A 25,478-nucleotide genomic window follows, 5' to 3' on the forward strand; every position below is an offset into this window, starting at 1 on the left:
GAGCCGTCATATGAAAGATTTGGTGAAAGTACTCAAATCGCAGTCTCAGTCCGAAGAGTTCGACGCGATCAAGATTACCCTCGCGTCGCCGGACATGATTCGCTCCTGGTCGTTTGGCGAGGTGAAGAAGCCCGAGACCATCAACTACCGTACCTTCAAGCCGGAACGGGATGGTCTGTTCTGCGCCAAGATCTTTGGCCCGGTCAAGGACTACGAGTGTCTGTGCGGCAAGTACAAGCGCATGAAGCACCGTGGCATCATTTGTGAGAAGTGTGGCGTCGAAGTCACCAAGGCTGCCGTGCGCCGTGAGCGCATGGGCCACATCGAGCTGGCCTCGCCGGTCGCTCACATCTGGTTTTTGAAATCACTGCCGTCGCGTATCGGCATGTTCCTCGATATGACCCTGCGTGATATCGAGCGCGTGCTGTACTTCGAAAGCTTCGTGGTCATCGACCCGGGCATGACCACGCTGGAGCGTGGTCAGCTGCTCAACGACGAGCAGTACTTCGAAGCCCTGGAAGAGTTCGGCGATGACTTCGACGCCCGCATGGGTGCCGAAGCCGTTCAGGAACTGCTCAAGGACATCGATCTGGAAGAAGAGATCAACACGCTGCGCGAAGAGATTCCGCAGACCAACTCTGAAACCAAGATCAAGAAGCTCTCCAAGCGCCTGAAGCTGCTCGAAGCGTTCTACCACTCCGGCAATGCGCCGGCGTGGATGGTCATGGAAGTGCTGCCCGTGCTGCCGCCGGATTTGCGTCCGCTGGTGCCGCTGGACGGTGGCCGCTTCGCGACCTCCGATCTCAACGACCTCTACCGTCGTGTGATCAACCGTAACAACCGCCTGAAGCGTCTGCTGGACCTCAATGCGCCGGACATCATCGTGCGTAACGAGAAGCGTATGCTGCAGGAAGCGGTGGATGCGCTGCTGGACAATGGCCGTCGCGGCCGTGCCATCACTGGCTCCAACAAGCGTCCGCTGAAATCCCTTGCCGACATGATCAAGGGTAAGCAGGGCCGTTTCCGTCAGAACCTGCTGGGTAAGCGTGTCGACTACTCCGGCCGTTCGGTCATCACCGTGGGCCCGACCCTGCGTCTGCACCAGTGTGGTCTGCCGAAGAAGATGGCCCTCGAGCTGTTCAAGCCGTTCATCTACTCCAAGCTGCAGTCGCTGGGCCATGCGTCCACGATCAAAGCCGCGAAGAAGATGGTCGAGCGTGAACTGCCGGAAGTGTGGGATATCCTGGCCGACGTCATCCGCGAACACCCGGTACTGCTCAACCGTGCACCGACCCTGCACCGTCTGGGTATCCAGGCGTTCGAACCGCTGCTGATCGAAGGCAAGGCGATCCAGCTGCACCCGCTGGTGTGTGCGGCTTACAACGCCGACTTCGACGGTGACCAGATGGCGGTCCACGTACCGCTGACCCTGGAAGCCCAGCTCGAAGCGCGTGCGCTGATGATGGCCACCAACAACGTGCTGTCGCCTGCCAACGGCGAGCCGATCATCGTGCCGTCGCAGGACGTTGTTCTGGGTCTGTACTACATGACCCGCGAAAAGATCAACGCCAAGGGCGAAGGCATGGTGTTTTCTGACCTCAACGAGGTAGAGCGTGCCTTCGGTACTCAGTCCGTCTCGCTGCATGCACGCGTCAAAGTGCGCCTGGATGAAGTGGACGTCGACGAAGAGACCGGCGAGCGCTCCAGGCATCGTCGCCTGTACGACACCACCGTGGGTCGTGCCCTGCTGTTCCGCATTCTGCCGGAAGGCGTACCGTTCGCGCTGATCGATCAACCGATGAAGAAGAAGGCGATCTCCAGCCTGATCAACGAAGTGTATCGTCGTGCGGGCCTCAAGCCCACGGTCATCTTCGCTGACCAGCTGATGTACACCGGCTTCCGTCTGGCGACCTGGTCCGGCGCCTCGATCGGTGTCAACGACTTCGTCATTCCCGACGCCAAGACCGATATCGTCGAAGCGGCCGAAGCCGAAGTCAAAGAGATCGAAGACCAGTTCTCGTCCGGTCTGGTGACCGCAGGCGAGAAGTACAACAAGGTTATCGACATCTGGTCCAAGGCCAACGACAAGGTGGCCAAGGCGATGATGGCAGGTATCTCCAAGGAGACCGTCGTCGACCGTGAAGGCAATGAAGTGGAGCAGGACTCCTTCAACAGCGTCTTCATCATGGCCGATTCCGGTGCCCGTGGTAGCGCCGCCCAGATCCGTCAGCTGGCGGGTATGCGTGGTCTGATGGCCAAGCCGGATGGCTCGATCATCGAAACCCCCATCGTGGCCAACTTCCGTGAGGGTCTGAACGTACTTCAGTACTTCATCTCGACCCACGGTGCACGTAAAGGTCTGGCGGATACGGCCCTGAAAACGGCCAACTCCGGTTACCTGACTCGCCGCCTGGTCGACGTGGCCCAGGATCTGGTGATCACCGAAATCGACTGTGGTACTGAGAACGGTCTGACGCTGCACCCGATCATCGAGGGTGGCGACATTATCGTACCGCTGTCACAGCGTGTACTGGGCCGAGTGGTGGCGCAGGACGTCATCGATCCGAGCACCGAAGAAGTGCTGATCCCGCGCAACACGCTGCTCGACGAGAAGTGGTGTGCATCGCTGGACACCATGGGTGTGGACGAGATCATCGTGCGCTCCACCATTACCTGTGACACCGCCCATGGCGTTTGTTCATCCTGCTACGGCCGTGACCTGGCGCGTGGCCATCAGGTCAACATCGGTGAGTCGGTGGGTGTCATCGCTGCCCAGTCCATCGGTGAGCCGGGTACCCAGCTGACCATGCGTACGTTCCACATCGGTGGTGCGGCATCGCGTTCCTCGGCGGTCGACAGCGTACAGGTGAAACACGGCGGTAAAGTACGCCTGCACAATATCAAGCACGTTGAGCGTGCCGACGGCAAACTGGTGGTGGTGTCTCGTTCAAGCGCCCTGGCCGTCGCCGACGATCATGGTCGTGAGCGTGAGTACTACAAGCTGCCTTACGGTGCCGAGCTGTCGGTTCGCGACGGTGACGTCGTCGACGCTGGTACGATCGTGGCCAAGTGGGACCCGCACACCCATCCGATCATTGCGGAAGTGGAAGGTAAGGCCCAGTTCATCGATCTCGACGAAGGTGTCACCATGCACCGCAGCGTCGATGAAATGACCGGCCTCTCCTCCATCGAGGTCATCGAGACGGCTGCCCGCCCGATGGCCGGCCGCGACAAGCGCCCGATGGTGATGCTGCAGGACGCCGCAGGCGAGTACGTGTCCGTGTCCGGTTCCAACACGCCGGTACAGTACCTGCTGCCCGGCAACTCGATCATCTCCGTGGACGACGGCTCGACCATCGGTGTGGGTGAAGTCGTTGCCCGTATCCCGGTAGAAGCCTCGGGTAACAAGGACATCACCGGTGGTCTGCCGCGGGTAGCCGACCTGTTCGAAGCGCGTAAGCCGAAAGAGTCGGCCATTCTCGCGGAAATCAGCGGTGTGGTGAGCTTCGGTAAAGAGACCAAGGGCAAGCGTCGTCTGACGATTACCCCGGAATCTGGCGATCCGTTCGAAGCGCTGATTCCGAAATGGCGTCAAATCGCCGTCTTCGAAGGCGAATCCGTCGAGAAGGGCGAAGTGATTTCCGATGGCCCGAGCAACCCGCACGACATCCTGCGCCTGCTGGGTGTGGCGGAGCTGGCCAAGTACATCACTGCCGAAGTACAGGACGTATACCGTCTGCAAGGTGTAGGCATCAACGACAAGCACATCGAAGTCATCGTGCGTCAGATGCTACGCAAGGTAGAGATCACCGATTCCGGCGACTCTGACTTCATTACCGGCGACCAGGCAGAACTGGTGCGCGTGCTGGAGCAGAACGAGCGTCTGGAGAAAGAAGGCAAGTTCCCGGCCAAGTACCAACGCTTGCTGCTGGGTATCACCAAGGCCAGCCTGGCCACCGAGTCGTTCATTTCGGCGGCGTCGTTCCAGGAAACGACCCGCGTATTGACCGAAGCGGCGGTAACCGGCAAGCGCGATTACCTGCGTGGCCTGAAAGAAAACGTGGTAGTTGGACGTCTGATTCCGGCAGGTACCGGTCTGACTCACCACGCAGAGCGTCGTCGCAAGCGCGAAGACGTAGAGCGTCTGTTCAACCCCTCGGCTACCGAGGTTGAGCAGGAGCTGGGTGCTCAGTTGACCGCCCTGGATTCAGACGACGATCTGTAACCCAGGACAGGCCAAGAGCAGCCAAGAGCGGCTGGCCCTGAATGGCAGGAACCTGGCGGTAAACCACCGCCAGGGCTTGACGCCAGGCAGGGTCAGCCTTTAGAATGCGCAGCCTTTAACAGTGGGGTGGGTGCGCCCGCATCCGCTGCTTGTATTTGTTAATAGGCCAAGGCAACCATTGGAGTCAGCTAAACACCATGGCAACGATTAATCAGCTAGTGCGCAAGCCGCGCAAGCGCCCCGTCACCAAGAGTGACGTGCCTGCGCTTCAGGCATGCCCGCAAAAGCGCGGCGTTTGTACGCGCGTTTACACCACCACCCCCAAGAAGCCGAACTCGGCCCTGCGTAAGGTTTGCCGTGTGCGCCTGACCAACGGTTTCGAAGTCTCTTCTTACATCGGTGGTGAAGGTCACAACCTCCAGGAGCACTCTGTTGTTCTGATTCGCGGCGGTCGTGTAAAGGATTTGCCAGGTGTGCGTTATCACACCGTTCGTGGCGCCCTTGACACCTCTGGCGTACAGAACCGTAAGCAGGGTCGTTCCAAGTACGGTACCAAGCGTCCGAAGTCCTAAGGCGCTGAACGCAGCCTCATGGAGCGCTGCGGTGTTACCTTTTAACCGAATATGATGGTCTGATAAGAGTAAGGTCGGGCGGCGCCAAAGGCGCAAGCAGGTTCCGAGTTTACCTGAAGGATCCTTAATTGAGGGCTTATCATGCCTAGAAGAAGAGTTGTAGCTAAACGCGAAATCCTGCCGGATCCCAAGTTCGGAAGTGAGCGTCTGGCGAAGTTCATGAACCACCTGATGGTCAGCGGCAAGAAGTCCGTAGCTGAGCGCATCGTCTATGGTGCGTTGGACAAGGTTGCCGAGCGTAGTAAAGAAGAGCCGCTGGAAATCTTCGACAAGGCGCTGGAAACCATCCAGCCGATGGTCGAAGTAAAGTCGCGCCGCGTGGGTGGTGCTACTTATCAGGTGCCGGTTGAAGTTCGTCCGTCACGCCGCCAAGCGCTGGCAATGCGCTGGCTGGTAGACGCTGCGCGTCGTCGCGGTGAGAAAACGATGGTTCAGCGCCTGGCAGGTGAAATGCTGGATGCCGCTGAGGGCAAGGGCTCTGCTGTCAAGAAGCGTGAAGACGTGCACCGTATGGCAGAAGCCAACAAGGCCTTCTCTCACTATCGTTTCTAAGCTCGACGTTTCTGGGCTCGTGTCTTTTTCTGTCGGTTGCAGTGCGTTAAAGCTTTTTATCGTCATGTTGCAACACGCCGCCGCTATCGTTGTCGATGGCGGCGGTGGCATAAGCAGAAATGGCACCGCTGGATTAACGAGCATCGCCAACTAACGGGAGTTTCACCGTGGCACGCAAAACACCGCTTAATCGCTACCGTAACCTGGGGATTGTGGCTCACGTCGACGCAGGTAAAACTACCACCACTGAGCGTGTACTGTTTTACACTGGCGTAAACCACAAGCTGGGCGAAACGCATGAGGGTGCGTCTACGACCGACTGGATGGAGCAGGAGCAGGAGCGTGGTATCACTATCACCTCTGCTGCTGTAACCACCTTTTGGAAGGGGATGAATCATCAGTTTGATGAGCACCGTATCAACATCATCGACACCCCCGGGCACGTTGACTTCACTATCGAAGTTGAGCGTTCTCTGCGTGTTCTCGATGGTGCGGTCGTTGTACTGTGCGGTTCCTCCGGCGTTCAGCCGCAGACCGAAACCGTATGGCGTCAGGCCAACAAGTACGAAGTTCCGCGCATGGTGTTCGTCAACAAGATGGACCGTACCGGCGCTGATTTCTTTATGGTTGTCGACCAGCTGAAAGAGCGCCTGGGTGCCAACGCCGTGCCGATCCAGATTAACTGGGGCACGGAAGAAGACTTCAAGGGCGTTATCGACCTGATCGAGATGAAGGCTATCCTCTGGAACGAGGAAGACCTTGGAACGAGCTATGAGCTTGTAGATATCCCTGCAGAGTTGGTCGAAACCGCTGAAGAGTACCGTGAGCAGATGGTCGAAGCCGCTGCCGAGGCCTCTGAAGAGCTGATGGACAAGTACCTTGAACAAGGCGAGCTGAGCGTCGCTGAGATCAAGGCAGGCCTGCGCGCCCGTACATTGGCAAGCGAAGTCGTTCTAGTCACCTGTGGTTCTGCCTTCAAGAACAAAGGTGTTCAGGCGGTTCTGGACGCAGTAGTTGAATATCTGCCGTCACCAACGGAAGTCAAGGCCATTGAAGGTGAGCTGGACGACAAGGATGGTACTGTCGCAACTCGTGAGGCTGACGATAATGCTCCGTTTGCTGCACTGGCGTTCAAGATTGCTACCGACCCCTTCGTTGGTACTCTGACCTTCATTCGCGTCTACTCGGGCGTTCTGAAGTCTGGTGACGGCGTCTACAACTCCGTCAAGCAGAAGAAAGAGCGCGTTGGTCGTATCGTTCAGATGCACGCTAATACACGCGAAGAGATCAAGGAAGTACTGGCGGGCGACATCGCGGCCTGTATCGGCCTGAAAGATGTCACCACCGGTGACACCCTGTGCGATATCGACAACAAGATCGTTCTCGAGCGCATGGAGTTCCCGGAGCCGGTGATCTCGGTTGCTGTTGAGCCGAAATCTAAAGCTGATCAAGAGAAAATGGGCGTTGCGCTTGGCAAGCTGGCCCAGGAAGATCCTTCGTTCCAGGTCAAGACCGACGAAGAGACCGGTCAAACCATTATCTCCGGTATGGGTGAGCTGCACCTGGACATCATCGTCGACCGCATGCGTCGCGAGTTCAAGGTAGAAGCCAATATCGGTAAGCCGCAGGTCGCCTACCGCGAAACCATTCGCGGCAGCGTCGAGCAGGAAGGCAAGTTCGTTCGTCAGTCTGGTGGTCGTGGTCAGTTCGGTCACGTCTGGCTGCGCATCGAGCCGCTGACTGCAGAAGAGAAGGGTGAAGGCGAAGAAGAAATCTTCTTCAAGTTCAACTCTGAAATCGTGGGTGGTGTGGTTCCCAAGGAATACGTCCCTGCGGTTGAAAAGGGTGCTTTCGAGCAGCTGAAAAACGGTGTCATCGCGGGTTACCCGATGATCGACGTCAAAGTCACGCTGTTTGATGGTTCCTACCATGACGTGGACTCGAACGAGACTGCGTTCAAGATTGCTTCTTCCATGGCAGTGAAAGAAGGTGCCCGGAAGGCCAAGGCCGTGCTGCTGGAGCCGGTGATGAAGGTCGAAGTCGTGACCCCCGAAGATTTTATGGGTGACGTCATGGGCGACCTGAACCGTCGTCGCGGCCTGGTGCAGGGCATGGATGACTCTCCCTCTGGTAAAGTCATTCGTGCAACGGTGCCACTGGGTGAGATGTTCGGTTACGCAACCGATCTGCGCTCACAGACCCAGGGCCGTGCGAGCTACTCTATGGAGTTCGCGAAGTACGAGGAGGCGCCCTCCAGCGTCGTTGAAGCCGTCATCAACCAAAACGGTTAACCGTTAGCTAACGTAAAGAGGTTATAGCAGTGGCTAAGGAAAAATTTGAACGTTCCAAACCGCACGTCAACGTCGGCACCATCGGTCACGTCGACCACGGTAAAACGACTCTGACAGCGGCCCTGACCCGCGTGTCTGCTGAGGTTTTCGGCGGCGACTGGCGTGCATTCGATACTATCGATAACGCACCGGAAGAGCGTGAGCGTGGTATCACCATCGCGACTTCTCACGTTGAGTACCAGTCCGAGCAGCGTCACTACGCGCACGTTGACTGCCCGGGACACGCTGACTACGTCAAGAACATGATCACCGGTGCTGCTCAGATGGACGGCGCTATCCTGGTGTGTTCTGCCGCTGACGGCCCCATGCCGCAGACTCGCGAGCACATCCTGCTGTCTCGTCAGGTTGGCGTACCGTACATCGTTGTGTTCCTGAACAAGGCGGACATGGTCGATGACGAAGAGCTGCTCGAGCTGGTCGAAATGGAAGTTCGTGAACTTCTGAACGAGTACGACTTCCCGGGTGACGACACGCCGATCATCACTGGTTCTGCGCTGATGGCTCTGAACGGTGAAGACGAGAACGGCATGGGTACCACCGCCGTTACCAACCTGATCAAAGCTCTGGATGACTACATCCCTGAGCCGGAGCGTGCTATCGACCAGCCGTTCCTGATGCCGATCGAAGACGTATTCTCTATCTCTGGCCGTGGTACTGTTGTTACCGGTCGTGTAGAGCGCGGTATCGTTAAAGCCGGTGAGGAAGTGGAAATCGTGGGTATCCGCGACACCACCAAAACCACCGTTACTGGCGTTGAAATGTTCCGTAAGCTGCTCGACGAAGGTCGTGCAGGTGAGAACGTTGGCGCGCTGCTGCGTGGCACCAAGCGTGATGACGTCGAGCGTGGCCAGGTTCTGGCCAAGCCGGGCACCATCAACCCGCACACCACGTTCGAAGCCGAAGTATACGTACTGTCCAAGGAAGAAGGTGGTCGTCACACGCCTTTCTTCAAGGGCTACCGTCCGCAGTTCTACTTCCGTACCACCGACGTAACCGGTACTTGTGAACTGCCGGAAGGCGTTGAAATGGTAATGCCGGGCGATAACATCAAAATGGTTATCACCCTGATCGCTCCGATCGCCATGGACGAAGGTCTGCGCTTCGCTATCCGCGAAGGTGGCCGTACCGTAGGTGCTGGCGTCGTAGCCAAGATCGTCAAGTAAGCTGTTGACTTGATGATGCAAGGGGGCTCGCAAGAGCCCCCTTTTCTGCGCACCAATCGCAAATGTTTGACATGGCCGATTGGCGTGCCTATAATGCGCATCCTTTGAATGCGTGGGTAGACGGCTCGCGCCGTCGACATCCATTGGAGTTTAGGGCAAATGCAGAACCAGAAGATTCGCATTCGGTTGAAAGCGTTCGACCATCGCCTGATCGATCAGTCCACTGCGGAAATCGTTGAAACCGCTAAGCGTACTGGTGCTCAGGTTCGTGGTCCGATCCCGCTGCCGACCAACCGCGAGCGCTATACCATCCTGATTTCTCCGCACGTCAACAAGGACGCGCGTGATCAGTATGAGATTCGCACTCACAAGCGTGTGCTCGACATCGTTGAGCCGACCGAGAAAACCGTTGATGCGCTGATGAAGCTCGACCTCGCCGCTGGCGTAGACGTGCAAATCAAGCTCGACTAATACACTAGACACTTTGCGGCCCAGCGCTCATCGCCATCTGTCGAGAGCAGCAGCCGCCGCGCCGTGAGGCGCCACACAATGTGCTAGTGGAATGCTCTGGAAAGGGCAGCCATAGCGGGTGATAGCCCCGTACACTATAGGAGACTGAGCATGACTATCGGTTTAGTCGGTATCAAGGCCGGGATGACCCGCGTCTTTACCGAAGACGGCGCATCCGTGCCCGTGACCGTTATTGAAGTTGATCCTAACCGTGTAACGCGCGTCAAGACGCTTGAGTCTGACGGCTACGCAGCGGTTCAGGTCACTACTGGTTCTCGTAAAGCCAAGCACCTCACCAAAGCGCAAGCGGGTCAGTTTGCCAAGGCGGGTGTCGAGGCTGGTCGTTCGCTGATGGAATTCCGCCTTGCAGAAGGCGAAGAAGCTCCTGAAGTGGGTGGCGAACTCACCGTATCCCTCTTCGAAGCTGGTCAAAAGATCGACGTGACCGGCACCTCTAAGGGTAAAGGCTTCCAGGGTGCTGTTAAGCGCTGGAACTTCCGTACCCAAGACAACAGCCATGGTAACTCCCTGTCGCATCGTGCGCCGGGTTCTATCGGCATGTGTCAGACACCTGGTCGCGTATTCAAGGGCAAGAAAATGGCCGGTCAAATGGGTAACACCCGTTGCACCGTACAGAGCCTTGAGATCGTCCGTGTCGACGCCGAGCGTAACCTGCTGCTGATCAAGGGCGCTGTACCGGGAGCGACCGGTAGCAACGTTATCGTTCGCAGCGCCGTGAAAGCTGGCTGAAGGGGATAATTACCAATGAATCTGAATCTTGCTGCAGGCACGGGTACCGTTGAAGTAGCCGACGCCACTTTTGGCAAAGAATTCAACGAAGCGCTGGTGCACCAGGTCGTCACTGCCTATCTGGCAGCTGGTCGTCAGGGTACACGCGCTCAAAAGAGCCGTTCCGACGTGCGTGGCGGTGGTAAGAAGCCGTGGCGTCAGAAGGGTACCGGTCGTGCACGCGCTGGTACTATCCGCTCTCCGCTGTGGCGCAGCGGTGGTGTTACTTTCGCGGCGCGTCCTCAGGACTACACCCAGAAAGTAAACCGCAAGATGTACCGCGCGGCGATGCGCTCCATCCTGTCTGAGCTGGTCCGTCAAGAGCGCCTGGTCGCGATTGAAGAGTTCAGCGTAGAAGCGCCGAAGACCAAGCAGGTAGCTGCCAAGCTGAAAGAGCTCAACCTTGAGAAAGTGTTGATCGTCACTGAAGAAGTCGACGAAACGCTCTATCTGGCCGCACGCAACCTTCCCCACGTTGACGTGGTGGATGTCGCTGCAGCTGATCCGGTGAGCCTGGTTGCCTTTGACAAGGTCCTGGTCACCGTCTCCGCCCTGCGTAAATTCGAGGAGAAGCTGGCATGAACCAGGAACGCGTATTCAAGGTTCTGCTTGGACCGCACGTGACCGAAAAGGCCGCGATGGCAGCCGAGCGCAACCAGTACGTTTTCAAGGTGGCACCCGATGCTACCAAGCCCGAGATCAAGAAAGCCGTTGAAGCACTGTTCGGCAAGAAGGTCGGTGGCGTTCAAGTGCTGAACGTCAAGGGTAAAACCAAGCGTACTGCTCACGGCGTTGGCCTGCGTAAGGGTTACCGCAAGGCGTATGTGACCCTGGCTGCGGGTGAAACGCTCGAAGACTTCTCTGGCGCCGAATAAGGGCAGGAGTACGGATAATGGCAATCGTCAAGACCAAACCCACATCCGCCGGTCGTCGCCACGTCGTCAAGATCGTTGGTGAGGAACTGTACAAGGGCCGTGCTTATGCACCGCTTTTGGAAAAACAGTCCAAGTCCGGTGGCCGTAACAACTACGGTCGCATCACCACCCGCCACGTGGGCGGTGGTCACCGTCATCACTATCGGTTGATCGACTTCAAGCGCACCAAGGATGGCATTCCGGCCACCGTTGAGCGTCTGGAACACGACCCGAACCGCAGTGCGCACATTGCACTGCTGAAATATGCCGATGGCGAGCGTCGTTACATCATTGCACCGAAAGGCGTCAGCGCCGGTGACGTGCTGGAATCTGGTGTCAACGCGCCCATCAAGAAAGGCAATGCCTTGCCGCTGCGTAACATCCCGCTCGGTTCTACCGTTCACGGTATCGAACTGAAACCGGGTAAAGGCGCGCAGATTGCTCGCAGTGCCGGTACTAGCGCTCAGCTGGTTGCTCGTGAAGGTAACTACGCCACCCTGCGTCTTCGCTCTGGCGAAATGCGCAAGGTGCTGGCCGAGTGCCGCGCGACCCTGGGCGAAGTGAGCAACTCCGAGCACAGCCTGCGTCAACTTGGCAAGGCCGGTGCGAAGCGCTGGAGAGGCGTGCGTCCGACAGTTCGCGGCGTCGCGATGAACCCTGTGGATCACCCGCACGGTGGTGGCGAAGGCCGCACCAGCGGTGGCCGTCACCCGGTTACTCCGTGGGGCGTGCCGACCAAGGGTCACAAGACGCGTAAGAACAAGCGCACCGACAAGCTGATCGTACGTCGTCGTAACAAGACGCGTTGATCTAAATTGCCAAGACATTAAGAGGTAACGGCTGTGCCACGTTCACTAAAGAAAGGTCCCTTCATTGACCTTCATCTTTTGAAGAAGGTAGAGGCTGCAGTGGAGAAGAACGACCGTAAACCGATCAAGACCTGGTCGCGTCGTTCGATGATCCTGCCAAACATGGTAGGCCTCACAATCGCTGTCCATAACGGTCGCCAACACGTCCCGGTGCACGTCTCCGAGGAAATGGTTGGTCACAAGCTGGGCGAATTCGCTGCCACTCGCACTTATCGCGGGCATGCGGCGGACAAGAAAGCCAAACGGTAAGCCAGAGAGGATTGAGAGATGGAAGTCACAGCTAAGCTGCGTGGCGCTCGTTTATCCGCCCAGAAGGCCCGTTTGGTGGCTGACCAGGTGCGCGGTAAACCGGTCGCCGAAGCACTCGACCTGCTGACCTTCTCACCGAAGAAGGCTGCCAAGCTAGTCAAGAAAGTGCTGCAGTCCGCCATTGCAAACGCGGAAGAAAATAACGGCATGGATATCGACGAGCTGCGTGTCTCGACCATCTGCGTCGATGAGGGCATGACGCTCAAGCGTATCAAGCCGCGTGCCAAAGGCCGCGCGGATCGTATCTTGAAGCGCACCTGCCACATCACCGTCAAGGTAGCCGAGAAGTAGGAGTCGACCAGATGGGTCAGAAAGTCAATCCAACAGGCATTCGACTGGGCATCGTCAAAGACCATGCTTCTGTCTGGTATGCCGAGCGCGGCGCCTATGCCGATAAGCTCAACAACGATCTCGAAGTGCGCAGCTTCCTGGACGAGCGTCTGAAAAGCGCCTCCGTAAGCCGCATTCACATCGAGCGTCCGGCGAACAATGCCCGCATCACCATTCACACTGCCCGTCCGGGTATCGTGATTGGCAAGAAAGGTGAAGATGTCGACCGTCTGCGTCGTGATCTGACCGAGATGATGGGCGTTCCGGTGCATGTGAACATCGAAGAAGTTCGCAAGCCCGAGCTGGATGCCAAGCTGGTTGCTGCCAACGTGGCAGGTCAGCTTGAGCGTCGCGTCATGTTCCGTCGTGCCATGAAGCGCGCGGTACAGAACGCAATGCGTCTTGGCGCTGGCGGCATCAAGATTCAGCTGTCAGGTCGTCTGGGTGGCGCCGAAATCGCACGTACCGAATGGTACCGCGAAGGTCGCGTTCCGCTGCACACTCTGCGTGCGGACATCGACTACGCCACTTACGAAGCTCACACCACCTACGGCGTCATCGGCGTCAAAGTGTGGATCTTCAAGGGTGAAATCCTCGGCGGTATCGAGGAAGTACGTGCCAAGGCCAAGCAACAGCAACAGCCTGCCGGCAACGCGCCCAAGAAGAAAGGTTCCAGGTAAGGGGAGAGCGAGTCGATGTTACAGCCCAAGCGTATGAAATTCCGCAAGATGATGAAAGGCCGCAACCGTGGCCTGGCGCATCGCGGAAGCAAGATCAGCTTCGGGGAGTACGGTCTCAAGGCAACCGGTCGTGGCCGCATCACTGCGCGTCAGATCGAAGCTGGCCGTCGTGCGATCACACGTCACGTCAAGCGTGGCGGTAAAATCTGGATCCGCGTTTTCCCTGATAAGCCGATTTCCAAGAAGCCGCTCGAAGTTCGTATGGGTAAGGGTAAAGGTTCAGTTGAGTACTGGGTAGCCCAGATCCAGCCGGGTCGGGTCCTGTATGAAATTGAAGGTGTATCCGAAGAGCTGGCCCGTGAAGCATTTGAACTGGCCGCCCAGAAGATGCCCCTGTCCACCACCTTTGCGAAACGGACGGTGATGTGATGAAAGCCCAGGAAATTCGTGAAAAGTCCGTAGGAGAGCTCCAAGAGCAGCTCCTCGAGCTCCTCCGCGAGCAGTTTAACCTGCGCATGCAGAAGGCCACTGGCCAACTGAGCCAGACTCATCTGCTCAAGCAGGTCCGTCGGGATATCGCCCGCGTTAAGACTGTGCTCAACGAGAAGGCAGGTGATTGAGATGGCCGAAGAGAAAAAAACACGTACGCTGACCGGCAAGGTGGTCAGCGACAAGATGGACAAGTCCATCGTCGTCATGATCGAGCGTCGTGAGCGTCACCCGATCTACGGAAAATACGTCAAGCGCTCCACCAAGCTGCACGCCCATGATGAGGCGAACCAGGCAAAGGCAGGCGATACGGTTTCCATTCAGGAGTGCCGTCCGCTTTCCAAGAAGAAAGCCTGGACGCTGGTCGAGGTGGTCGAGCAGGCCAAGGGTTAATCCCCTGCGTCTGTTCAACCAGTGCAGTCAGATTAGGTTTGGAGAAAACCGATGATTCAGACTCAGACAATGCTGGATGTCGCCGACAACAGCGGAGCGCGCCGGGTGCAATGCATCAAGGTGCTGGGCGGTTCACACCGTCGCTACGCCCGCGTTGGTGACGTCATTAAAGTAACGGTCAAAGAAGCTATTCCTCGTGGCAAGGTCAAAAAAGGCCAGGTCCTCAAGGCAGTAGTCGTTCGTACCCGTAGTGGCGTCCGTCGTAGTGACGGTTCGCTGATCCGTTTCGATGGAAATGCGGCAGTTTTGTTGAATAACACCAACGAACAGCCGATCGGCACGCGTATCTTCGGGCCGGTAACTCGTGAACTTCGTAATGAGAAGTTCATGAAGATCATTTCCCTAGCGCCTGAAGTGCTGTAAGGAGCGAGGCGGATATGCAAAAGATCAAACGTGACGATGAAGTCATCGTCATCGCCGGGAAGGATAAGGGCAAGCGCGGCACGGTGAAGCGGGTACTTGAAAACCGTTTCGTGGTGTCCGGTGTGAATATGATCAAGCGTCACACCAAGCCTAATCCCATGGCGGGAAATCAGGGCGGTATCGTCGAGCGTGAGGCTCCGATTCACGCGTCCAACGTAGCCATCTTCAATTCGGAGACCGGTAAGGCGGATCGCGTCGGCTTCCAAGTGAAGGAAGACGGTACCAAGGTACGTATCTACAAGTCGACGCAGACGCAGATCGACGCCTAACGCGAGTCGGGTAGCATAATGGCGAACTTGAAAGAACGTTATCAAAACGAGGTGGTAGCTCAACTCAAAGAGCAGTTCAGCTACGCCAACGTAATGCAGGTACCCCGGATCACGAAAGTGACTCTGAACATGGGTATCGGCGAAGCGGTCAGCGACAAAAAGCTGATCGACAATGCCATCGGCGACCTGGAGAAGCTTTCCGGTCAGAAGCCGCTGGTGACCAAGGCACGCAAGTCCATCGCGGGCTTCAAGGTGCGCGAAGGTTGGCCGATCGGTATCAAAGTAACACTGCGCTCCGAGCGTATGTGGGACTTCCTGGACCGTCTGGTGAACATTGCCATCCCACGCGTGCGTGACTTCCGTGGTCTCAACCCGAAGTCCTTCGACGGTCGCGGCAACTACTCCATGGGTGTGCGTGAGCAGATCATCTTCCCGGAGATCGAATATGATAAAGTCGATCGCGTACGGGGGCTGGACGTCACTATCACTACTACCGCCAACACCGACGAGGAAGGTCGTGCGCTGCTTGCAGCACTGAACTTCCCGTTCAAGAAATAAGGGTTGGATCATGGCTAAGAAAAGTATGATAGAGCGTGAGCTCAAGCGTACTCAGCTGGTCGAGAAGTTTGCGGCTAAGCGCGCAGAGCTCAAGAAAATCATCTCGGACGTGAACGCTTCTGAAGAAGATCGTTTCGAGGCGACGCTGAAGCTGCAGCAACTGCCGCGCGACTCCAGCCCGGTGCGTCAGCGTAACCGCTGCCGCGTGACTGGCCGTCCGCACGGCTTTTACAACAAGTTCGGCCTCGGCCGTAACAAGCTGCGTGAAGCCGCCATGCGTGGCGACGTCCCTGGCCTCAAAAAGTCCAGCTGGTAACGCCACGTAGAATCATCAGGAGCGCACATTAAATGAGCATGCAAGACACTCTGGCGGATATGTTTACCCGTATCCGCAATGCGCAGATGGCCACCAAGGAGACGGCTACCATGCCGTCCTCCAAACTGAAAGTCGAAGTGGCCCGAGTGCTAAAGGAAGAAGGCTACATTACCGACTTTGCGGTGGCTGAAGGCGTCAAACCCGAGCTGACCGTTACTCTCAAGTACTTTGAGGGTAAGCCGGTTATCGAGCACATTCAGCGGGTTTCCAAGCCGTCTCTGCGTCAGTACAAGGGCAAGGATAACCTGCCCAAGGTAGCCGATGGCCTGGGTATCGCGATTGTCACCACCTCTAATGGTGTCATGACCGATCGTGCCGCGCGCCAGGCTGGCGTCGGTGGCGAAGTCATCTGCACCGTATTCTAGGAGGCTGGAATGTCCCGCATAGCGAAATATCCGGTTAAAGTGCCTGCTGGCGTTGATGTCAAAATCGATGCTGGCCAGCTGACCGCCAAAGGCGGCCAGGGCACGCTGTCCATGCCCATTCACCAGGACGTGGTGATTGGTCAAGAAGACGGCCAGCTGACCTTCGCCCCGAGTGAGTCTGCCAAGAGCTGGGCAATGGCCGGTACTACCCGCGCCCTGGTTCAGAACCTGGTTACGGGCGTATCCGAGGGTTTCACAAAAACTCTCGAAATTGTTGGCGTCGGTTATCGTGCCCAAGCTAAGGGCCAGACGCTCAATCTTTCACTGGGCTTCTCGCACCCGGTCGACTACGAACTGCCTAAAGGTGTTACAGCGGAAACGCCGAAGAACACCGTGATCGTGCTGAAAAGCGCGGACAAGCAGATGCTCGGTCAGTGCGCCGCGGAAATCCGCGCCTTCCGTCCGCCTGAGCCGTACAAAGGCAAGGGTGTACGTTACGCCGACGAGCAGGTGCGTCGCAAAGAAGCCAAGAAGAAGTAAGGCAGGGTTATGAACGCGAAGAAAGAATCTCGTCTCCGTCGTGCCCGCCGCGCTCGCGCCAAGATCCGCGAGCTGGGCGTGTATCGCCTGTGCGTCAACCGTACCCCGCGTCACATCTATGCGCAGATTATCTCGCCGGATGGTGGCAAGGTGCTGGCCAGCGCTTCTACGCTGGACAAGGCACTGCGCGAGGGTGCGACCGGTAACTCAGACGCGGCCTCCAAGGTCGGTGCTCTGATTGCCGAACGCGCTAAAGAAGCAGGCATCACCCAGGTGGCCTTCGACCGTGCTGGCTTTAAGTATCACGGTCGCGTCAAGGCTCTGGCCGACGCCGCACGTGAAGGCGGCCTGGAATTCTAAAGGGTTTTACGATGGCGAAGAACGAACAGCAAAACGGTGATCTGCAGGAGAAGTTAGTGCAGGTCAACCGCGTCGCCAAGGTGGTCAAGGGTGGTCGTATTTTCGGCTTCACCGCACTGACCGTCGTAGGTGATGGTAAAGGTCGTGTCGGTTTCGGTCGTGGCAAGGCGCGTGAAGTGCCGGTCGCAATCCAGAAAGCGATGGACCAGGCTCGTCGCAACATGGTCAAGGTCAACCTTGCAGGTCACACACTGCAGTACCCGGTAAAAGCCCGTCACGGTGCTTCCAAGGTGTACATGCAGCCGGCCTCCGAAGGTACTGGTATCATCGCTGGTGGCGCCATGCGTTCCGTACTGGAACTGGCAGGCGTTCACGATGTACTGGCCAAGTGCTACGGTTCCACCAACCCGGTTAACGTGGTGCGGGCGACTGTCAAAGGTCTCTCTTCCATGCAAGCACCGGAAGACATCGCCGCCAAGCGCGGTCTGTCTGTCGAAGCGATCACGGGGTAAGGCACCATGGCAGCAACGATCAAGGTTACCCAGATCCGCAGCACCATCGGCGTTTTGCCCAAGCACAAGGCTACTATGAAAGGCCTGGGTCTGCGTCGCATCGGTCATACGGTTGAGCTGGAAGACACCCCTGCCGTACGCGGCATGATCCACAAGGTTAACTACCTTGTGCGCGTTGAGGGAGAGTAATCCATGAAACTCAATACCCTGAGCCCGGCGCCGGGCTCCAAACACGCTGAAAAGCGCGTTGGTCGTGGTATCGGTTCCGGTCTGGGCAAGACCGGTGGCCGTGGCCACAAAGGTCAGAAATCACGCAGTGGCGGTAGCGTCAAGCCTGGTTTCGAAGGCGGTCAGATGCCGCTGCAGCGTCGTTTGCCGAAGTTTGGCTTCACGTCTGCCAAGTCGCTGGTATCTGAAGAAGTACGCCTGGCGGAACTTGCCAAGGTTGCCGGTGACGAAGTCACCATGGAAACCCTGAAGCAAGCCAACGTGCTGAAGGATGCGACGCTGCATGCGAAGATCATCCTTTCTGGCGAACTGAACAAAGCGGTTACCGTTCGTGGAATCAAGGTCACCAAAGGTGCCCGTGAAGCGATCGTAGCCGCTGGCGGCAAGGTAGAGGACTAAATGGCCAAGTCAGGAAACATGCCGGCGATGGGCAGCGGTCTGAGTGAACTGTGGGCGCGTTTGCGCTTCGTGCTCCTCGCCATCGTGGTGTACCGTATCGGTGCCCACATTCCCGTTCCCGGTATCAATCCTGACCAGCTTGCTGCCTTGTTCAGGGAGCAACAGGGCACCATCCTGGGCATGTTCAACATGTTCTCGGGTGGCGCCCTGGAGCGCATGAGCGTCCTCGCCCTGGGCATCATGCCCTATATTTCGGCGTCGATTATCATGCAGCTGATGACTGCAGTCTCCCCTCATCTTGAACAGCTCAAGAAAGAGGGCGAGGCTGGCCGCCGCAAGATTAGCCAGTACACCCGCTACGGCACGGTGCTACTGGCTTTTGTCCAGGCTACCGGCATGTCCGTGGGTCTGGCTAGCCAAGGCATCGCTTACAGCGCTGACTTCAGCTTCTATTTCACCGCCATCATCACGTTTGTGTCGGGTGCGGTGTTTATGATGTGGCTAGGTGAGCAGATCACCGAGAAGGGCATCGGCAACGGTATTTCGCTGCTGATCTTCGCGGGGATCGTCGCTGGGCTGCCCAGTGCCGTGGGGCAAGCCTTCGAGCTTGCTCGTAACGAAGGGGCCTGGAATGTTCTTCCGCTGTTAGCGCTGTCCGTGCTAGGTATTGCCACCGTGGCATTCGTGGTGTTCATCGAGCGTGGCCAACGCCGCCTCAAGGTGAACTACCCACGTCGCCAAGTGGGCAACAAGATGTATGCAGGTCAAAGCAGCTACTTGCCGTTGAAGGTGAACATGGCGGGCGTCATTCCCGCGATCTTTGCCTCCAGTATCCTACTCTTCCCGGCCTCTATCGGTCAGTGGGTAGGTGCTGGCGAAGGCATGGAGTGGTTGCAGCGAGCCTCGCAGGCGTTAGGCCCGGGCCAACCGCTTTACATCTTGCTTTTCGCTGCGGCAGTGGTATTCTTCTGCTTCTTTTACACAGCGCTGGTCTTCAACCCCAAGGATGTGGCTGACAATCTCAAAAAGTCAGGCGCTTTCCTGCCGGGCATTCGCCCCGGCGAGCAGACCGCTCGCTATATCGACAAAGTGATGACTCGTCTCACTCTGTTCGGTGCCTTGTATATCACTGCGGTTTCCCTGATGCCCCAGTTCCTGATCGTAGCATGGAACGTTCCGTTCTTCTTTGGCGGTACGTCGCTGCTGATCGTGGTAGTGGTCATCATGGACTTCATGGCCCAGGTGCAGTCGCATCTCATGTCGCATCAATATGACTCAGTGATGAAGAAGTCCAACCTGAAAGGCTACGGTAGCGGCGGCATCATGCGCTGAGGCGCCCCTAACGAATTGGCGCGCCGCGAGCCGTTTTTGGAGAAAGAACGATGAAAGTTCGAGCTTCCGTAAAGAAGATGTGCCGTAACTGCAAGATCATTCGTCGCAATGGCGCTGTACGCGTCATCTGTGTCGAGCCGCGGCACAAACAGCGTCAGGGCTAAACCTGGGCTGTTTTAAGCGGGTGCAGGCATACCCCTTGCCTTCGGGCTCCTAAAGGGGTATGCTGTTGCGCCTTTTGTAGATGAATAAACGAGCAAGCCGCTCAAATTTCGGAGTAAGCTGATGGCCCGTATTGCAGGCGTCAATATCCCGGACAACAAGCATGCGGCGATCTCGCTGACCTATATCTTCGGGATTGGCCGTACTCGCGCTCAACACATCTGTGTTGCTGCCGGTATCGCGCCGACTACCAAGATCGTAGATCTGTCTGGCGAAGAGCTGGACACCCTGCGTTCTGAAGTTGGTAAGTACACCGTAGAAGGCGACCTTCGTCGTGATGTCACGCTTAACATCAAGCGTCTCATGGACTTAGGCTGCTACCGTGGTCTGCGTCATCGTCGTAGTCTTCCGCTGCGTGGTCAGCGGACCAAGACTAACGCGCGTACCCGTAAGGGCCCGCGTAAGCCGATCCGCAAATAACACGCAGGCTCTTTAATCGAGAGCTGACGTTAAGACAGGAATAGACATCAACATGGCTAACCCGCGTAGTAACCGTAAAAAGGTTAAAAAGCAGGTAGTGGACGCCGTCGCGCACATCCATGCCTCTTTTAACAACACGATCGTGACGATCACAGACCGCCAGGGCAATGCTCTTTCTTGGGCAACAGCCGGTGGTTCGGGTTTTCGTGGTTCTCGCAAGAGCACCCCGTTCGCTGCGCAAGTTGCAAGCGAACGTGCAGCAACTGCTGCAGCCGAGTATGGTGTGAAAAACGTAGACGTGCTGGTCAAGGGCCCCGGTCCCGGCCGTGAATCCGCCGTGCGCGCACTGAACGCCGCCGGCTTCCGCGTGCAAAGCATCGTAGACGCGACGCCCATCCCCCATAATGGCTGCCGTCCGCCGAAGAAACGCCGCGTTTAAGGAGACAGATTCATGGCTCGTTATATTGGACCGAAGTGCAAACTGTCTCGTCGTGAAGGCACCGATCTCTTCCTGAAGAGTGGCGTGACTCCCTTCGAGAAAAAGTGTAAATCCGAGCAGATCCCGGGTGTACACGGCCAGCGTCGTCAGCGTCTTTCCGACTACGGCTTGCAGCTTCGCGAGAAGCAGAAAGTACGCCGTATGTATGGCGTACTCGAAAAGCAGTTCCGCAACTACTACAAAGAAGCCGCTCGCCTGAAAGGTGCGACCGGTGAAGTACTGTTGCAACTGCTTGAATCCCGACTGGATAACGTCGTCTACCGCATGGGCTTCGGCTCGACTCGCTCTGAAGCGCGTCAGCTGGTCAGCCACAAGGCGATTTCCGTCAACGGCCGCACCGTTAACGTTGCTTCCTACCAAGTGAAGCCGGGTGACGTGGTAGCTGTTCGTGAAAAGGCGAAGAACCAGGCTCGTATCCAAAGCGCGTTGAGCATTGCTGCCAACCGTGGCGATATCACCTGGATCGAAATCGACGCCAAGAAGATGGAAGGCACTTTCAAGGCTCTGCCTGAACGCGGTGACCTGACTGCCGACATCAACGAAAACCTGATCGTCGAGCTGTACTCCAAGTAAGCAGTCTGTTTGTTACTTCTGCTTCTTGAGGCCTGGGCGGGATAGCAAAGCTAACCGCCCAGATGCTCTTGAGTATTGTGCTTTAGAGTACTCAGTATCCGTTTGGCAGCCTGAAAGGTGTTCATATGCAGCGTTCAGTGACAGAGTTTCTTCGCCCCCGCGACATCAAGGTCGAAGAGATCAGCGCACATCATGCCAAAATCGTTCTCGAACCGTTCGAGCGCGGCTTTGGTCACACCCTGGGGAATGCACTTCGTCGCATTCTGCTTTCATCCATGCCCGGCGCTGCCGTGGTAGAGGCTGAAATCGCCGGTGTAGAGCACGAATACAGTGCGCTCGAAGGGGTGCAGGAAGATGTCATCGAAATCCTCCTGAACTTGAAAGATGTTGCGATCAAGATGCACAGCCGCGATGAGGCGGTGCTCTCGCTGAACAAGCAGGGCCCAGCCGTCGTCACCGCTGGCGACATTGCGCTTGATCATAGCGTCGAAATCGTCAACCCGGACCACGTCATTGCACACGTCAATGAAGGTGCCGAGCTGAAAATTCAGCTTAAGGTAGCGCTGGGTCGTGGTTACGAACCGGCTGACGCTCGTGGCTCTGATGAAGAGACCCGTGCTATTGGCCGCCTGCAGCTGGATGCCACCTTCAGCCCTGTTCGCCGTGTTTCCTACTCGGTCGAAGCCGCTCGTGTCGAGCAGCGTACCGACCTCGATAAGCTGATTATCGACCTGGAAACCGACGGTACACTGGATCCGGAAGAGGCTATCCGTCGCAGTGCGACCATTCTGCAAGAGCAGCTGGCCGCCTTCGTCGACCTGGAAGCTGACAAAGAGCAGGAAGTCGAAGAGGAAGAGGATCACGTTGATCCGATCCTATTGCGCCCCGTAGACGATCTCGAGTTGACCGTTCGCAGCGCCAACTGTCTGAAAGCCGAGAATATCTACTACATCGGTGATCTGATCCAGCGCACGGAAGTGGAGCTGTTGAAGACCCCGAACCTCGGTAAGAAGTCCTTGAATGAAATCAAGGATGTATTGGCAGCGCGCGGCTTGTCCCTCGGTATGCGGCTGGAAAATTGGCCACCCGCTAGCCTGAAGGACGACAAGGCCTCCGCGTAAGCGTCGACTTGAGTCCCAGTTTGGTAAGGAATCACAACCATGCGTCATCGTAAGAGTGGTCGTCATCTGAATCGTACCAGCTCGCACCGTCAGGCCATGTTCAAGAACATGTCTGTCTCGCTGGTCGAACATGAAGTCATCAAGACAACCCTGCCCAAGGCCAAGGAACTGCGTCGCGTTATCGAGCCGCTGATCACCCTGGCAAAGCAGGATAGCGTTGCAAACCGCCGTCTGGCGTTTGCTCGTACGCGCTCCAAAGAAGCCGTCGGCAAACTGTTCAACGAGCTGGGTCCGCGTTACGCCGAGCGTCCGGGTGGTTACATCCGTATTCTCAAGTGCGGTTTCCGCACCGGCGACAACGCCCCCATGGCCTACGTTGAACTGGTAGACCGCCCGGTAGCCCAGGAAGAAGCCGCTGCAGAGTAAGCGTAGCGCCCCTTCCAAGGCACAATGAAAACCGCCCCTCACCGGGCGGTTTTTTTGTGTCCATGTTTTTATGTCTACGGGATATGAACAGATTGCCTGTCGGGCCGGGATTAATCTATATATAAGCCCTCGGGCACATCCATTTGTCGGCAGGCCATGCTAGTCTTATTCGGCTGAGCATGGCCATTCAAGGGCGGTGCCAGGTCATCAGTAAGTGTGTGCCAGGGTATCAGGCGCGAGTGACGTTTAGCAGTGATGTACATTCATCAAGGGGCAGGTATGGCAGCAGAGGCAAGGTATTCACGGACAGCGGCAACGGTATGGCTGTTGATGCTCGGTCTACTGGTGATCGGCAGTATCACCAAAGCTCAGGCCAACCCCCGCTATGCGGGCATCGTCGTCGATCTGGAACATGGTGAAGTCCTCTATTCTGAGAACGCCGACGAAGCGCGCTACCCCGCCTCACTGACCAAGATGATGACCATGTACCTCACCTTCGAAGCGCTGGAGAGAGGGGACTTGCGGCTCGATCAGGCGCTGCCGGTGTCGGCTCAGGCGGCGGCCATGCCCGCCAGCAAGCTCTGGTTGTCAGCGGGCAGCACCATCAGCGTGGACACCGCCATGCGTGCCCTGGCGGTGCGCTCTGCCAACGACGTGGCCGTGGTGGTGGCCGAGGCCTTGGGCGGCAGTGAGCAGCGCTTTGCCCATATCATGACGGAGAAGGCCCGGGAGCTGGGCATGAGCAGGACGACTTTCCGCAATGCCTCGGGGTTGCCGGATGACCAGCAGGTCACGACGGCGCGGGATATGCTGACCCTGTCGGTGCGTGTGATCCAGGACTTTCCTCAGTACTACCACTACTTTGGGCTGCAGGAGTTCACCCATCGTGGCACTCGCCACACTAGCCACAACCGCCTGGTGCGTGACTATCCCGGCGCCGACGGCCTGAAGACCGGCTTCATCCGTGCCTCCGGGTTCAATGTCGCGACCACTGCCGTACATAACGGCCGACGCATGGTGGCGGTGGTGATGGGCGGTTTCACCGCCGCCTCCAGGGATACGCACATGGCCAGCCTGCTGGATCGCAGTTTCGAGCGCGCAGCGCTACGCGACCACCAGACCTGGATTGCCAACACCAGCTTCTCGCAGGAGTACATGGGCTTTGGGGGCTCACAGCAGCCGATCTCGCCTCCTCCCGAGCCCCCATCGCGGCCGATGATGGCGCATATCGACACCAGCGCACCGGTCACGGCGGCGGCCGTGGAGGCCCAGTGGTCACAAACCATGGCGCCTACACCTTCCCCGCAGGGTGACCCGCTGCTGGCCTTGATCGAGCAGGAGCGTGGCTTTGCCTCGGCGGGAGCGGCACCGGCCTCCGGAGGCGGGAACTGGGGCATCCAGGTGGGCGCATTCAGCCAGGCGTACCAGGCGGAACAGTTGGCCCAGCAGGCTGCCCAGCGCTTACCCAGCGATGTTGGAGGGCAAGTCGCCATCGATACCCTGGAGGGGCGTTCGACGGTGTTCCGAGCACGTGTCGTGGCCCTGGATGAAGCACGTGCCCGTCAGGCCTGTCAGTCATTGCAGGCCCAGGGCATGGACTGCATGGTGGTGAACGCCAGCCTTTGACGCCACCCGGCACGCCAACGCCCCGCCAGTGCAGCATTGGCGGGGCGTTTTGTTTTATGCGACCACAGGAGGAACGCCATGACATCTTCCCTGAAAGGCATTCTCTGCATGTGTGCAGGCGTACTGTTTCTGGCCTTGGGAGACGCGGTATCGAAATGGTTGGGTGAGGTGCACTCGCCGCTGCAAATCATTTTTTTCAGAGCGCTGGTGTCGCTACCGCTGATCGCTCTGCTGGCTCATTTTGGTGGTGGGCTGCGCAAGCTGCGTACGCGTCGCCCGGGCGTGCACCTGCTGCGCGGGCTCATTTATACCGCCACCATGGTGTGCTTCGTCTGGGGGTTGACCCTGCTGCCGCTGGCGGAAGCCACGGCGATTGCCTTTGTGGCCCCGCTGTTCGTGACGCTGCTGTCGGTGCCGTTACTGGGTGAGCGTATCGACCCGCCAGTGCTGGCCGCTTCGCTGCTTGGCTTTGTCGGGGTGCTGATCGTGGTGCGGCCAGGTGGTGATGCCTTTCAACTGGGGGCCATGGTGGTGCTGGGAGCGGCGGTGTTCTACGCACTGATGATGGTCACCGCGCGGCGCTATGGCGCCAACGAGCACCTGTGGGCCATGGTGTTCTACATGACGGCCGTGCCGCTGGTACTGACGGGCCTCAGCCTGCCCTGGGTATGGCAAACGCCCCATCCCTGGCACTGGCTGGGCTTTGCCGCCTCCGGGGTGCTGGGGGTGGGGGCCACGGCGTTCATCACCTTGGCCTTTCGCCATGCGCCCGCCGCCATTGCGGCGCCCTTCGATTACACCGCCATGCTGTGGGCCGTGCTGCTGGGGTGGTGGTTCTGGGGAGAACTGCCGGACGTCTGGGTCTGGGTAGGCAGCGCGCTGATCATGTGCAGCGGTCTGGCCATTGCCTATCACGACCGTCGCACCACCCTGAAACGTCGCCCCACGGCCTGACATGCACCG

The 25,478-nt window shown here is 57.8% G+C and carries 35 protein-coding genes; all 35 read left to right on the forward strand.

The features are described 5' to 3' along the window. Positions 1 to 10 precede the first annotated feature (10 nt). Positions 11 to 4,225 (forward strand): DNA-directed RNA polymerase subunit beta', encoded by a 4,215-nt coding sequence (rpoC, locus tag KVY02_RS01200; RefSeq protein ID WP_218314144.1) that lies wholly within the window; start codon positions 11 to 13, stop codon positions 4,223 to 4,225. 197 nt (positions 4,226 to 4,422) lie between these two features. Beyond that, entirely contained in the window at positions 4,423 to 4,797 is a 375-nt protein-coding gene (gene rpsL, locus KVY02_RS01205) for a 30S ribosomal protein S12 (protein ID WP_009098973.1), read from the forward strand. Between the two features lie 141 nt (positions 4,798 to 4,938). Then, positions 4,939 to 5,409 (forward strand): 30S ribosomal protein S7, encoded by a 471-nt coding sequence (gene rpsG / locus KVY02_RS01210; protein WP_016915771.1) that lies wholly within the window; start codon positions 4,939 to 4,941, stop codon positions 5,407 to 5,409. 167 nt (positions 5,410 to 5,576) lie between these two features. Continuing rightward, positions 5,577 to 7,700, forward strand: a complete 2,124-nt coding sequence (gene fusA / locus KVY02_RS01215; RefSeq protein WP_218314145.1) for an elongation factor G — start codon at positions 5,577 to 5,579, stop codon at positions 7,698 to 7,700. A gap of 29 nt (positions 7,701 to 7,729) precedes the next feature. Beyond that, positions 7,730 to 8,923, forward strand: a complete 1,194-nt coding sequence (tuf, locus tag KVY02_RS01220; RefSeq protein ID WP_218314146.1) for an elongation factor Tu — start codon at positions 7,730 to 7,732, stop codon at positions 8,921 to 8,923. Between the two features lie 159 nt (positions 8,924 to 9,082). Continuing rightward, positions 9,083 to 9,394, forward strand: coding sequence for a 30S ribosomal protein S10 (gene rpsJ / locus KVY02_RS01225; RefSeq protein WP_009098983.1), 312 nt, complete (start codon positions 9,083 to 9,085; stop codon positions 9,392 to 9,394). 150 nt (positions 9,395 to 9,544) lie between these two features. Further along, positions 9,545 to 10,183: a 50S ribosomal protein L3 gene (rplC, locus tag KVY02_RS01230; RefSeq protein WP_016915774.1), complete on the forward strand. Its 639-nt coding sequence runs from the start codon at positions 9,545 to 9,547 to the stop codon at positions 10,181 to 10,183. 15 nt (positions 10,184 to 10,198) lie between these two features. Beyond that, entirely contained in the window at positions 10,199 to 10,804 is a 606-nt protein-coding gene (gene rplD / locus KVY02_RS01235; protein ID WP_096921646.1) for a 50S ribosomal protein L4, read from the forward strand. Then, on the forward strand, positions 10,801 to 11,097 hold the full coding sequence (gene rplW, locus KVY02_RS01240; protein ID WP_016915776.1) for a 50S ribosomal protein L23: 297 nt from the start codon (positions 10,801 to 10,803) through the stop codon (positions 11,095 to 11,097). The genes rplD and rplW overlap by 4 nt, the downstream gene beginning before the upstream one ends. A gap of 17 nt (positions 11,098 to 11,114) precedes the next feature. Continuing rightward, positions 11,115 to 11,945, forward strand: coding sequence for a 50S ribosomal protein L2 (rplB, locus tag KVY02_RS01245; RefSeq protein ID WP_016915777.1), 831 nt, complete (start codon positions 11,115 to 11,117; stop codon positions 11,943 to 11,945). A gap of 33 nt (positions 11,946 to 11,978) precedes the next feature. Next, the gene (gene rpsS / locus KVY02_RS01250; protein ID WP_009098993.1) at positions 11,979 to 12,254 is read left to right on the forward strand and encodes a 30S ribosomal protein S19; all 276 of its coding nucleotides are present in this window, start codon (positions 11,979 to 11,981) and stop codon (positions 12,252 to 12,254) included. Between the two features lie 18 nt (positions 12,255 to 12,272). Beyond that, positions 12,273 to 12,605: a 50S ribosomal protein L22 gene (gene rplV, locus KVY02_RS01255; RefSeq protein WP_010626471.1), complete on the forward strand. Its 333-nt coding sequence runs from the start codon at positions 12,273 to 12,275 to the stop codon at positions 12,603 to 12,605. A gap of 11 nt (positions 12,606 to 12,616) precedes the next feature. Continuing rightward, on the forward strand, positions 12,617 to 13,324 hold the full coding sequence (rpsC, locus tag KVY02_RS01260) for a 30S ribosomal protein S3 (RefSeq protein WP_016915778.1): 708 nt from the start codon (positions 12,617 to 12,619) through the stop codon (positions 13,322 to 13,324). A gap of 15 nt (positions 13,325 to 13,339) precedes the next feature. Then, on the forward strand, positions 13,340 to 13,753 hold the full coding sequence (rplP, locus tag KVY02_RS01265) for a 50S ribosomal protein L16 (protein WP_007112000.1): 414 nt from the start codon (positions 13,340 to 13,342) through the stop codon (positions 13,751 to 13,753). Next, positions 13,753 to 13,944, forward strand: coding sequence for a 50S ribosomal protein L29 (gene rpmC, locus KVY02_RS01270; protein ID WP_016915779.1), 192 nt, complete (start codon positions 13,753 to 13,755; stop codon positions 13,942 to 13,944). The genes rplP and rpmC overlap by 1 nt, the downstream gene beginning before the upstream one ends. Before the next feature lies 1 nt (position 13,945). After that, on the forward strand, positions 13,946 to 14,206 hold the full coding sequence (gene rpsQ, locus KVY02_RS01275) for a 30S ribosomal protein S17 (RefSeq protein WP_009723897.1): 261 nt from the start codon (positions 13,946 to 13,948) through the stop codon (positions 14,204 to 14,206). A gap of 51 nt (positions 14,207 to 14,257) precedes the next feature. Beyond that, entirely contained in the window at positions 14,258 to 14,629 is a 372-nt protein-coding gene (rplN, locus tag KVY02_RS01280) for a 50S ribosomal protein L14 (RefSeq protein ID WP_009723896.1), read from the forward strand. 14 nt (positions 14,630 to 14,643) lie between these two features. Next, positions 14,644 to 14,958, forward strand: coding sequence for a 50S ribosomal protein L24 (gene rplX, locus KVY02_RS01285; RefSeq protein WP_009723895.1), 315 nt, complete (start codon positions 14,644 to 14,646; stop codon positions 14,956 to 14,958). Positions 14,959 to 14,976: 18 nt separating this feature from the next. Next, a complete protein-coding gene (gene rplE / locus KVY02_RS01290) occupies positions 14,977 to 15,516 on the forward strand; it encodes a 50S ribosomal protein L5 (RefSeq protein WP_016915781.1) in 540 nt (179 codons plus the stop codon). Positions 15,517 to 15,526: 10 nt separating this feature from the next. Continuing rightward, on the forward strand, positions 15,527 to 15,832 hold the full coding sequence (gene rpsN / locus KVY02_RS01295; RefSeq protein ID WP_026001935.1) for a 30S ribosomal protein S14: 306 nt from the start codon (positions 15,527 to 15,529) through the stop codon (positions 15,830 to 15,832). Positions 15,833 to 15,864: 32 nt separating this feature from the next. Beyond that, positions 15,865 to 16,257, forward strand: a complete 393-nt coding sequence (gene rpsH / locus KVY02_RS01300) for a 30S ribosomal protein S8 (RefSeq protein ID WP_016915783.1) — start codon at positions 15,865 to 15,867, stop codon at positions 16,255 to 16,257. A 9-nt stretch (positions 16,258 to 16,266) separates the two neighbouring features. Continuing rightward, positions 16,267 to 16,797, forward strand: a complete 531-nt coding sequence (gene rplF / locus KVY02_RS01305; protein WP_016915784.1) for a 50S ribosomal protein L6 — start codon at positions 16,267 to 16,269, stop codon at positions 16,795 to 16,797. Between the two features lie 9 nt (positions 16,798 to 16,806). Further along, complete coding sequence (gene rplR, locus KVY02_RS01310) at positions 16,807 to 17,157, forward strand: 50S ribosomal protein L18 (RefSeq protein ID WP_008959159.1); 351 nt, start codon at positions 16,807 to 16,809, stop codon at positions 17,155 to 17,157. Positions 17,158 to 17,168: 11 nt separating this feature from the next. Continuing rightward, on the forward strand, positions 17,169 to 17,669 hold the full coding sequence (gene rpsE, locus KVY02_RS01315; RefSeq protein ID WP_081192069.1) for a 30S ribosomal protein S5: 501 nt from the start codon (positions 17,169 to 17,171) through the stop codon (positions 17,667 to 17,669). Between the two features lie 6 nt (positions 17,670 to 17,675). Continuing rightward, on the forward strand, positions 17,676 to 17,858 hold the full coding sequence (gene rpmD, locus KVY02_RS01320) for a 50S ribosomal protein L30 (protein WP_009723888.1): 183 nt from the start codon (positions 17,676 to 17,678) through the stop codon (positions 17,856 to 17,858). A 3-nt stretch (positions 17,859 to 17,861) separates the two neighbouring features. Beyond that, on the forward strand, positions 17,862 to 18,296 hold the full coding sequence (gene rplO / locus KVY02_RS01325) for a 50S ribosomal protein L15 (protein WP_016915786.1): 435 nt from the start codon (positions 17,862 to 17,864) through the stop codon (positions 18,294 to 18,296). Next, the gene (gene secY / locus KVY02_RS01330) at positions 18,297 to 19,628 is read left to right on the forward strand and encodes a preprotein translocase subunit SecY (RefSeq protein ID WP_016915787.1); all 1,332 of its coding nucleotides are present in this window, start codon (positions 18,297 to 18,299) and stop codon (positions 19,626 to 19,628) included. Positions 19,629 to 19,678: 50 nt separating this feature from the next. Beyond that, a complete protein-coding gene (rpmJ, locus tag KVY02_RS01335; protein ID WP_081139244.1) occupies positions 19,679 to 19,792 on the forward strand; it encodes a 50S ribosomal protein L36 in 114 nt (37 codons plus the stop codon). A gap of 121 nt (positions 19,793 to 19,913) precedes the next feature. Then, positions 19,914 to 20,270, forward strand: coding sequence for a 30S ribosomal protein S13 (rpsM, locus tag KVY02_RS01340; protein ID WP_016915788.1), 357 nt, complete (start codon positions 19,914 to 19,916; stop codon positions 20,268 to 20,270). Between the two features lie 52 nt (positions 20,271 to 20,322). Next, on the forward strand, positions 20,323 to 20,709 hold the full coding sequence (gene rpsK, locus KVY02_RS01345; RefSeq protein ID WP_009099028.1) for a 30S ribosomal protein S11: 387 nt from the start codon (positions 20,323 to 20,325) through the stop codon (positions 20,707 to 20,709). Between the two features lie 12 nt (positions 20,710 to 20,721). After that, positions 20,722 to 21,342: a 30S ribosomal protein S4 gene (gene rpsD / locus KVY02_RS01350; RefSeq protein ID WP_016915789.1), complete on the forward strand. Its 621-nt coding sequence runs from the start codon at positions 20,722 to 20,724 to the stop codon at positions 21,340 to 21,342. A 125-nt stretch (positions 21,343 to 21,467) separates the two neighbouring features. Next, positions 21,468 to 22,463, forward strand: coding sequence for a DNA-directed RNA polymerase subunit alpha (gene rpoA, locus KVY02_RS01355; RefSeq protein ID WP_016915790.1), 996 nt, complete (start codon positions 21,468 to 21,470; stop codon positions 22,461 to 22,463). A gap of 39 nt (positions 22,464 to 22,502) precedes the next feature. Further along, on the forward strand, positions 22,503 to 22,889 hold the full coding sequence (gene rplQ, locus KVY02_RS01360; protein ID WP_016915791.1) for a 50S ribosomal protein L17: 387 nt from the start codon (positions 22,503 to 22,505) through the stop codon (positions 22,887 to 22,889). 330 nt (positions 22,890 to 23,219) lie between these two features. Further along, a complete protein-coding gene (locus tag KVY02_RS01365; protein WP_218314147.1) occupies positions 23,220 to 24,515 on the forward strand; it encodes a D-alanyl-D-alanine carboxypeptidase family protein in 1,296 nt (431 codons plus the stop codon). Positions 24,516 to 24,593: 78 nt separating this feature from the next. After that, positions 24,594 to 25,469 (forward strand): DMT family transporter, encoded by an 876-nt coding sequence (locus tag KVY02_RS01370; RefSeq protein ID WP_039180630.1) that lies wholly within the window; start codon positions 24,594 to 24,596, stop codon positions 25,467 to 25,469. The last annotated feature ends 9 nt before the right edge of the window (positions 25,470 to 25,478 follow it).

Source organism: Halomonas sp. 18071143, assembly GCF_019211725.1.
In the GTDB taxonomy this organism is placed as follows: Bacteria; Pseudomonadota; Gammaproteobacteria; order Pseudomonadales; family Halomonadaceae; genus Vreelandella; species Vreelandella stevensii.

Bases quoted from the DNA above. Each gene is read 5' to 3' on its own strand.
- rpoA (WP_016915790.1), top strand. From the start codon at position 21,468: ATGCAGCGTTCAGTGACAGAGTTTCTTCGCCCCCGCGACATCAAGGTC.
- rpmJ (WP_081139244.1), top strand. From the start codon at position 19,679: ATGAAAGTTCGAGCTTCCGTAAAGAAGATGTGCCGTAACTGCAAGATC.
- rplX (WP_009723895.1), top strand. From the start codon at position 14,644: ATGCAAAAGATCAAACGTGACGATGAAGTCATCGTCATCGCCGGGAAG.
- rplE (WP_016915781.1), top strand. From the start codon at position 14,977: ATGGCGAACTTGAAAGAACGTTATCAAAACGAGGTGGTAGCTCAACTC.
- rplW (WP_016915776.1), top strand. From the start codon at position 10,801: ATGAACCAGGAACGCGTATTCAAGGTTCTGCTTGGACCGCACGTGACC.
- rplN (WP_009723896.1), top strand. From the start codon at position 14,258: ATGATTCAGACTCAGACAATGCTGGATGTCGCCGACAACAGCGGAGCG.
- rplD (WP_096921646.1), top strand. From the start codon at position 10,199: ATGAATCTGAATCTTGCTGCAGGCACGGGTACCGTTGAAGTAGCCGAC.
- rpsM (WP_016915788.1), top strand. From the start codon at position 19,914: ATGGCCCGTATTGCAGGCGTCAATATCCCGGACAACAAGCATGCGGCG.
- rpsH (WP_016915783.1), top strand. From the start codon at position 15,865: ATGAGCATGCAAGACACTCTGGCGGATATGTTTACCCGTATCCGCAAT.
- rpsQ (WP_009723897.1), top strand. From the start codon at position 13,946: ATGGCCGAAGAGAAAAAAACACGTACGCTGACCGGCAAGGTGGTCAGC.
- rplV (WP_010626471.1), top strand. From the start codon at position 12,273: ATGGAAGTCACAGCTAAGCTGCGTGGCGCTCGTTTATCCGCCCAGAAG.
- rpmC (WP_016915779.1), top strand. From the start codon at position 13,753: ATGAAAGCCCAGGAAATTCGTGAAAAGTCCGTAGGAGAGCTCCAAGAG.
- secY (WP_016915787.1), top strand. From the start codon at position 18,297: ATGGCCAAGTCAGGAAACATGCCGGCGATGGGCAGCGGTCTGAGTGAA.
- rpsK (WP_009099028.1), top strand. From the start codon at position 20,323: ATGGCTAACCCGCGTAGTAACCGTAAAAAGGTTAAAAAGCAGGTAGTG.
- KVY02_RS01365 (WP_218314147.1), top strand. From the start codon at position 23,220: ATGCTCGGTCTACTGGTGATCGGCAGTATCACCAAAGCTCAGGCCAAC.
- rplR (WP_008959159.1), top strand. From the start codon at position 16,807: ATGAACGCGAAGAAAGAATCTCGTCTCCGTCGTGCCCGCCGCGCTCGC.
- rpoC (WP_218314144.1), top strand. From the start codon at position 11: ATGAAAGATTTGGTGAAAGTACTCAAATCGCAGTCTCAGTCCGAAGAG.
- rpmD (WP_009723888.1), top strand. From the start codon at position 17,676: ATGGCAGCAACGATCAAGGTTACCCAGATCCGCAGCACCATCGGCGTT.
- KVY02_RS01370 (WP_039180630.1), top strand. From the start codon at position 24,594: ATGACATCTTCCCTGAAAGGCATTCTCTGCATGTGTGCAGGCGTACTG.
- rpsE (WP_081192069.1), top strand. From the start codon at position 17,169: ATGGCGAAGAACGAACAGCAAAACGGTGATCTGCAGGAGAAGTTAGTG.
- rplP (WP_007112000.1), top strand. From the start codon at position 13,340: ATGTTACAGCCCAAGCGTATGAAATTCCGCAAGATGATGAAAGGCCGC.
- rplO (WP_016915786.1), top strand. From the start codon at position 17,862: ATGAAACTCAATACCCTGAGCCCGGCGCCGGGCTCCAAACACGCTGAA.
- rpsN (WP_026001935.1), top strand. From the start codon at position 15,527: ATGGCTAAGAAAAGTATGATAGAGCGTGAGCTCAAGCGTACTCAGCTG.
- rpsJ (WP_009098983.1), top strand. From the start codon at position 9,083: ATGCAGAACCAGAAGATTCGCATTCGGTTGAAAGCGTTCGACCATCGC.
- rplC (WP_016915774.1), top strand. From the start codon at position 9,545: ATGACTATCGGTTTAGTCGGTATCAAGGCCGGGATGACCCGCGTCTTT.
- rpsD (WP_016915789.1), top strand. From the start codon at position 20,722: ATGGCTCGTTATATTGGACCGAAGTGCAAACTGTCTCGTCGTGAAGGC.
- rplQ (WP_016915791.1), top strand. From the start codon at position 22,503: ATGCGTCATCGTAAGAGTGGTCGTCATCTGAATCGTACCAGCTCGCAC.
- rpsC (WP_016915778.1), top strand. From the start codon at position 12,617: ATGGGTCAGAAAGTCAATCCAACAGGCATTCGACTGGGCATCGTCAAA.
- rplF (WP_016915784.1), top strand. From the start codon at position 16,267: ATGTCCCGCATAGCGAAATATCCGGTTAAAGTGCCTGCTGGCGTTGAT.
- rpsL (WP_009098973.1), top strand. From the start codon at position 4,423: ATGGCAACGATTAATCAGCTAGTGCGCAAGCCGCGCAAGCGCCCCGTC.
- rpsG (WP_016915771.1), top strand. From the start codon at position 4,939: ATGCCTAGAAGAAGAGTTGTAGCTAAACGCGAAATCCTGCCGGATCCC.
- rplB (WP_016915777.1), top strand. From the start codon at position 11,115: ATGGCAATCGTCAAGACCAAACCCACATCCGCCGGTCGTCGCCACGTC.